Below are 6600 nucleotides of genomic sequence, written 5' to 3' on the forward strand. Positions count from 1 at the left end.
ATCCAAATTTAATCAAATAAAAGAATAGGTTTTACTATTTTTGGAACCGATTTCAACCAAGTTATAAACAATCTATGTCAATAATTACCTTAACCACCGATTACGGATTAAAAGACCACTTTGTCGGTGCTTTAAAAGGTAAGTTGTTATCCGAGTTTCGCGAAGCTGTGATTATTGATATTTCCCACAATATTGATGCTTTCAATGTTGCCGAAGCTTCTTATATAATTGGAGCTGCTTATAGCAGTTTTCCAAAAGGGACCGTACATTTAATTGGCGTCGACATCGAACTGAATACCGAAAACCAACATATTGCGATGCAATGGAACGACCATTACTTCATTTGTGCTGATAATGGAATTCTGAGTATGCTGATTCAAAAGATTGTTCCGCAAAAGTTGGTTGCCATTAATATTCACGATCGTTTACCAAATGACGCCACCGATTTGGATGTGTTTGTAAAAGTAGCCTGTCATTTAGCCAAAGGCGGTTTACTCAATGTTATTGGCAAAGAAATCAAAACTATCAAAGAAGTTACCGAACTGCAGGCTGTTGTTCAGGAAAACCAAATTAAAGGCTATGTTATTTATAGCGACCACTTAGGTAATGCCGTGACCAATATTTCCAAAAAAATGTTTCTGGAAATGGGTAAAGCAAGACCATACGAAATCCAGTTTAAAAATAAAACCATCAAAACCATTTTGCCAAAATATTCCGATATCGGCATTTCTGAAAAGTATCCGTTAAAGTATTATGAAGGCGAAAAACTGGCAATTTTTAACGAAGCAGGTTTTCTTGAAATTGCGATTTTCAGAAGCAATCCTGAGACAGTTGGTTCGGCTCACAGTTTATTAGGATTGAGTTATAGAGATGTGGTAACGATTGAATTTAGAAATTAGAAGAGATGTTGAAGAAAATTTTAATAGAAGTCATCCTTAGAAGTTTAGCAGAAATATTATTTTATAATATTTTTGTATTTGTCTTATGGAACATTGGCTTAATATTCCATTCGCCTGTATCTAAAAATATTCTTTGGGGATTAACAATATTATACTCGGTATATGTTTTTTCGGCGATAATTCTCATTAAAAATATAATCTTTGAAGCATTTAAAACGAACAAATTGATTTTAAATTTAATTGTATTAATCATTTTTTCACTCTTAATACAAGAATTTAGAACAATACCTTTGAGAACATTGCTATTTATAGTTTCAGCAGCGTTGGTTTTATCACTAGAATTGGCTATTTTATATATCATTAATTTAAAGTCAAAAAAATAATGTTCATTAGAATAGTAAAAATGAGTTTTCACGAAGATCATATTCCAAAATTCTTGGAAAACTTTGATGTGATGAAAGAAAAGATACGAGGCTCTCACGGCAATAAATTTTTAGAATTATATCAGGATAAAAATAATCCGTGCATTTTCTTTACGTATAGCTTTTGGGAAACCGAAGCTGATTTGGAAAATTATCGCCAATCAGAATTGTTTTATGACGTTTGGACATTCACCAAAAAACTATTCAACGAAAAACCCGAAGCGTGGAGTGTGGATAAGTTAGTTTCACTAACTTAATTACGAATTAAAAATTACGAAGTTTGATGCAAATCAAATAACCAAATAACCGCATAAACAAATAAACATAAAATGAAATCAATAGCGTTACGCGAAATAAAATCCTTCTTTGGTTCCCCAATCGGTTACCTTGTGATTGGATTATTTCTGTTGCTCAACGGCTTGTTCCTTTGGGTTTTTGATGGCGAATATAATATTCTTCAAAGCGGTTTTGCCGATTTAAGTCCGTTTTTCACTTTGGCACCATGGATTTTCATTTTCCTGATTCCGGCTGTGACAATGCGTAGCTTTTCTGATGAAAAAAAACAAGGCACGATTGAATTATTATTGACCAAACCATTATCGCTTTGGCAAATTGTAAACGGAAAATTTCTCGGTTCGTTTTTACTGATTGTGATTGCGCTTATTCCAACGTTGGTTTACGTTTATGTGATTAATAGCTTAGGAATGCCAACAGGAAATATCGATATGGGAAGCACGATGGGTTCTTATTTTGGATTGCTATTTTTAGTTGCTGCCTATACTTCTATCGGAATTTTTACTTCAACACTTTCTGAAAATCAGATTGTGGCGTTTTTGCTTGCTGTGTTTTTATGTTTCGTATTTTACTTTGGTTTTGAAGGAATTTCAACTTACGTCAAAGGTTTTGAAGATGCTGTTTCCAGATTTGGAATGGATTATCATTTCAAAAGCATGTCGCGCGGTGTATTAGACACACGGGATATTTTATATTTTGTGAGTGTGTCGTTTCTGTTCTTGTCGTTCACTGTTTTTAAACTTAAATCTTTAAAATCGTAATGAAAACAGCAAACAATAACTTCAAAAAAATGGCGCTCACTATAGGTTTTATAGTGATACTGAATCTGGCTGGCCATTTTCTTTACAAACGTTTTGACTTAACCGCTGACAAACGTTATACGCTTTCGCAAACATCTTTAGGCGTCATTGACCAAGTTAAAGAACCATTGTATATTGATGTCTACCTCGAAGGAGATTTTCCGGGGGAATTCAAGAAATTACAAACAGAAACCCAGCAGTTATTAGAAGAATTCAAATCCCAGAATTCCAATATCATTTTTAGGTTCATTAATCCTTTAAGCGATGATGAAGGAGATGATTTCACAAAACGTGAAATAATATATTCCCTATATAAATTAGAAAATAAGATTAAAGATTCTGCACAGGAAAAAGAAATCAAAGCAAGCATTGAAAAAATTGATAATTTAAATGATGCAGTAAAGAATTCATTTATTGGCAACACAATGATGCCAGTAAACGTTTCCCTATCTGACAAAGGAAAACAAACGCAATCATTAGTTTTACCATGGGCAATCGCTACTTGTGGTAATCGCTCTGTGAAAGTGCCTCTGTTAAAAAACATGATGGGCGCATCTACTGCAGAAAAAGTAGTGAGTTCGGTGCAGCATTTAGAATATGCTTTTGCCAATGCAATCAATACGGTTTCAAAAGCCAAACAGAAAAAAGTGGTGATAATTAATGGTAATGGTGAACTTCAGGACCGATACATTGCAGACTTTATCAAATCGGTAAAAGACAATTATTTTATTGCGCCATTTACTTTAGATTCTGTTGCTAAAACACCGGTTCAGACTTTAGAACATTTAAAAAAATATGATTTAGCGATTATTGCCAAACCAACAGAAGCGTTTTCTGATGAAGAAAAACAAGTGTTAGACCAATACATTGTCAACGGAGGAAAAACGATTTGGCTGGTTGATCAGGTCAATATGGAAATAGACAGTCTGTATAATGAAACAGGAGCAAATCTGGCATTTCCAAGAGATTTGAATCTGAATGATATGTTCTTTAAGTATGGCATTAGAATACATCCTGATTTAATCAAAGATCTAGTCGCAACGCCAATTATACTTGAAACAGGCGAGCCAGGAAGCGGCACTCAAAAAGTCCAATTGCCTTGGTATCTTTCTCCGATGATTTATCCATCGCAGGATGCAAAAAATCCAATTGTGAGTAATTTGGATGGAATTAAATTTCAGTTTGCAAGTCCGATTGAACCATTGAAAAATGACATCAAAAAAACAGTTTTACTGCAGTCGTCACAATACTCAAAACTAATTGGAGCTCCTGCAGAGGTAAGCTTAAGGATGGCATCTGAAGAATTGGGACCAAAAGATTTTACTGGTTCAGGAAATTTTCCTGTAGCTGTTTTGCTCGAAGGACAGTTTCATTCTGTTTATGAAAACAGGGTTTTGCCTTTTAAAGATGCAACTTTTAAAAACACCGGAAAAGACGGCAAGATGATTGTCATTTCTGATGGTGATGTGATTAAAAACCAATTGGACAAAAACGGCAGAGAAGTTGAATTAGGGTTAGATCAACGAACCGGAGTTCTTTACGCCAACAAGGATTTTATGATGAATTGCGTCAATTATTTATTGGACGACAACGGACTTATTAACATTCGAAACAAGGAAGTGAATTTGCCTATTCTGGATAAAGAAAAAGTATATGCTTCCTATACCCAATCACAAGTCATAACTGTGGCAGTACCAATAGTTATTCTGTTGTTATTTGGAGTTGTGTTTACCATTCTGCGCAAGCGAAAATATAGCAAGTAATGTTAATAAAAAACTTTTTGAAATCTATTAGTTTAAGATATATTTGTAAAAATTAAATTCACGATGAAATGCCTAAAATGAGGTTTTCATAAAAATAGAGGATTTGGTGAGCATTCCATCTTCCAATAAAAAATAAATAAAAAATTCAGATGAAATTTATTGTATCGAGTTCATACTTATTAAAACAGCTACAAGTTCTGGGTAGTGTTATCAATAGCAGTAACACGTTGCCTATTTTAGATAACTTCCTATTTGAGTTAGACCACAAAAACTTAAGCGTTTCAGCTTCTGATTTAGAGACAACCATGTCGGCTACATTAGAAATTGACTCAACAAGCAAAGGAAGCGTTGCGGTTCCTGCGAAATTGTTATTAGATATTCTAAAAACATTTCCGGAGCAACCACTGACTTTTACTGTAGAAGAAAACAGCACTATCGAAATCAGTTCAAATTCTGGAAAATATGCAATTGCTTATGCACCGGGAGAAGAATTTCCAAAATCGGTAAGTTTAGATAATCCGTCATCAACTGTTGTTCCTTCTGAGGTTTTAGCAACAGCAATCAGCAAAACAATCTTTGCTGCCGGAAACGATGATTTGCGTCCGGTAATGAGCGGTGTGTTTTTCCAATTTTCTCCGGAAGGTTTGATATTTGTAGCTACCGATGCTCATAAATTAGTGAAATATGCTCGTGCCGATGTGAAAGCTTCGCAAGTAGCCGATTTTATTATGCCAAAGAAACCTTTGAATATTTTGAAAAGTATTCTTGGAACTTCTGATGCTGATGTAACTATTGAATACAACGATTCGAATGCGACTTTCTCTTTTGAAAGTTATATTTTGACTTGTCGTTTGATTGATGGGAAATATCCAAATTATGAAGCGGTAATTCCAAAAGAAAATCCAAATAAATTGATGATCAACCGAGTTTTATTATTGAATTCTGTGCGTCGTGTTGCGATTTTCTCTAACAAAACTACACACCAGATTCGCTTGAAAATTGCTGGTGCCGAATTGAATATTTCTGCAGAAGATATTGATTACTCAAACAAAGCAGAAGAAAGATTGACTTGTGATTATCAGGGTGATGATATGCAAATTGGATTCAATTCGCGTTTCTTATCTGAGATGTTGACGAATTTAACTTCTGACGAAATCATGTTAGAAATGTCAATGCCAAACAGAGCTGGAATTTTAACGCCAATTGATGGCTTAGATGAAGGTGAAACCGTTACCATGCTTGTGATGCCGGTAATGCTGAATAACTAATATAAACTAACCTTTATACCTGAGGCCGTAATTTCGAAAGAGATTACGGTTTTTTTTATTCATGTATTGCCAGAATTGGCGTTCTTGAATGTTGTGACATTTTTTGAGTGATAGAAGTGGTGAAAAATTGCGTAAAGAAGTTTCTTTTATAAGTTACCATGGCTAATAAATCAATGCTTTGGTTTACTAAAAATTCCTCAATTGTTTCGTTCACTTCTTCGCTTGGAATAATAAAAAATTCCAGATTATTTTCATTGACAAAATGTGATTCCCATTGACTTATCGCTTCACCTCTAACATCTGAAGCCGATGTTTTTACATATAAACATTTCACCTTTGCTTTCATTTTTTTAGCAATTGCCAGCACTTCTTCCAAAGCCGAAATATCTTTTTCTCTGTAACGTGTGGTGAATCCAATGGTTTCTATTTTATGGAATTTTTCGTCATGAGCCACGCTTAAAACCGGGACAGAAACATCTGAAATAACACTGCTGGTGTTGGTTCCCACAAAAGAGTCAAACCAACCTGTAGTCCCATTTGTTCCCATAACTACAAAATCAATATTTTCCTGATCAACAACTTCTTTGATGGCATGAATCAAATCACCAACCATCATTATATGATTCATGACAATGTTTTGTGCTTTTTGCTCTTTAGCTATAGCTTTAAGTTTTGGCATTTCCTGTTTAAAATGATCCAAATTGGACATTTCAAGAGTGTCATAAATTTCGGCATAATTAAACGGTACAATCTGACTGTCAAGAATCGGCAACTCAAACGTGTGTAACAAAACCAACTCTGCTTTGTATAGTTTTGCCATTTCAAGTGCATATACAAAGGCATTTTCAGAAGTCTCTGAAAAATCTAATGGAACAAGTATCTTTTTCATCTTGATTGGATTTAATTGGACATTAAATTTACGATTATTTGTCAAAATAAAATGTTAATTACCAAGACATTAACCATTTACTAATCAGTCAACCAATAAAAAAAAAGACCCTCGATTTCTCGAAGGTCTTTTTGCTTAATTAATCTGTTGATTATCGTTTGATAACACGAAGTGTTTTAACATCTTCTCCTTGTGTTACAACAACGTTGTAAACGCCACTTGGATAACGATCCCCGATTTTTTGCTCAACGATGTCTGAAGCTCT

General features: G+C 34.3%; 7 protein-coding genes. 5 read left to right on the forward strand and 2 right to left on the reverse strand.

Annotated features, from left to right (window positions below; all coding sequences use genetic code 11):
• Positions 1-74 precede the first annotated feature (74 nt).
• The gene (locus ABIQ27_RS08780) at positions 75-899 is read left to right on the forward strand and encodes an SAM-dependent chlorinase/fluorinase (RefSeq protein ID WP_348033506.1); all 825 of its coding nucleotides are present in this window, start codon (positions 75-77) and stop codon (positions 897-899) included.
• Between the two features lie 61 nt (positions 900-960).
• Here the strand turns inward: ABIQ27_RS08780 and ABIQ27_RS08785 are convergent, their stop codons facing one another.
• The gene (locus ABIQ27_RS08785; protein ID WP_348033507.1) at positions 961-1260 is read right to left on the reverse strand and encodes a hypothetical protein; all 300 of its coding nucleotides are present in this window, start codon (positions 1258-1260) and stop codon (positions 961-963) included.
• Positions 1261-1281: 21 nt separating this feature from the next.
• Between ABIQ27_RS08785 and ABIQ27_RS08790 the strand changes: the two genes are divergently transcribed.
• The 4 genes from ABIQ27_RS08790 to dnaN all read left to right on the forward strand — a co-directional run bounded on the left by ABIQ27_RS08790 (position 1282) and on the right by dnaN (position 5446).
• Positions 1282-1578 carry an antibiotic biosynthesis monooxygenase family protein gene (locus ABIQ27_RS08790; RefSeq protein ID WP_348033508.1) on the forward strand — a complete coding sequence of 99 codons (297 nt, stop codon included), beginning with the start codon at positions 1282-1284 and terminating at the stop codon, positions 1576-1578.
• Positions 1579-1650: 72 nt separating this feature from the next.
• A complete protein-coding gene (gene gldF / locus ABIQ27_RS08795) occupies positions 1651-2376 on the forward strand; it encodes a gliding motility-associated ABC transporter permease subunit GldF (protein WP_348033509.1) in 726 nt (241 codons plus the stop codon).
• Positions 2376-4178, forward strand: coding sequence for a gliding motility-associated ABC transporter substrate-binding protein GldG (gene gldG / locus ABIQ27_RS08800; RefSeq protein WP_348033510.1), 1803 nt, complete (start codon positions 2376-2378; stop codon positions 4176-4178). The genes gldF and gldG overlap by 1 nt, the downstream gene beginning before the upstream one ends.
• Positions 4179-4327: 149 nt before the next feature.
• Positions 4328-5446, forward strand: coding sequence for a DNA polymerase III subunit beta (gene dnaN, locus ABIQ27_RS08805; RefSeq protein ID WP_348033511.1), 1119 nt, complete (start codon positions 4328-4330; stop codon positions 5444-5446).
• A 55-nt stretch (positions 5447-5501) separates the two neighbouring features.
• Here the strand turns inward: dnaN and ABIQ27_RS08810 are convergent, their stop codons facing one another.
• The gene (locus ABIQ27_RS08810; protein WP_348033512.1) at positions 5502-6335 is read right to left on the reverse strand and encodes a universal stress protein; all 834 of its coding nucleotides are present in this window, start codon (positions 6333-6335) and stop codon (positions 5502-5504) included.
• Positions 6336-6600 lie beyond the last annotated feature (265 nt).

It is taken from the genome of Flavobacterium sp. (assembly GCF_039916025.1).
In the GTDB taxonomy this organism is placed as follows: Bacteria; Bacteroidota; Bacteroidia; order Flavobacteriales; family Flavobacteriaceae; genus Flavobacterium.

Bases quoted from the DNA above. Each gene is read 5' to 3' on its own strand.
- ABIQ27_RS08780 (WP_348033506.1), top strand. From the start codon at position 75: ATGTCAATAATTACCTTAACCACCGATTACGGATTAAAAGACCACTTT.
- ABIQ27_RS08785 (WP_348033507.1), bottom strand. From the start codon at position 1,260: ATGATATATAAAATAGCCAATTCTAGTGATAAAACCAACGCTGCTGAA.
- ABIQ27_RS08790 (WP_348033508.1), top strand. From the start codon at position 1,282: ATGTTCATTAGAATAGTAAAAATGAGTTTTCACGAAGATCATATTCCA.
- gldF (WP_348033509.1), top strand. From the start codon at position 1,651: ATGAAATCAATAGCGTTACGCGAAATAAAATCCTTCTTTGGTTCCCCA.
- gldG (WP_348033510.1), top strand. From the start codon at position 2,376: ATGAAAACAGCAAACAATAACTTCAAAAAAATGGCGCTCACTATAGGT.
- dnaN (WP_348033511.1), top strand. From the start codon at position 4,328: ATGAAATTTATTGTATCGAGTTCATACTTATTAAAACAGCTACAAGTT.
- ABIQ27_RS08810 (WP_348033512.1), bottom strand. From the start codon at position 6,335: ATGAAAAAGATACTTGTTCCATTAGATTTTTCAGAGACTTCTGAAAAT.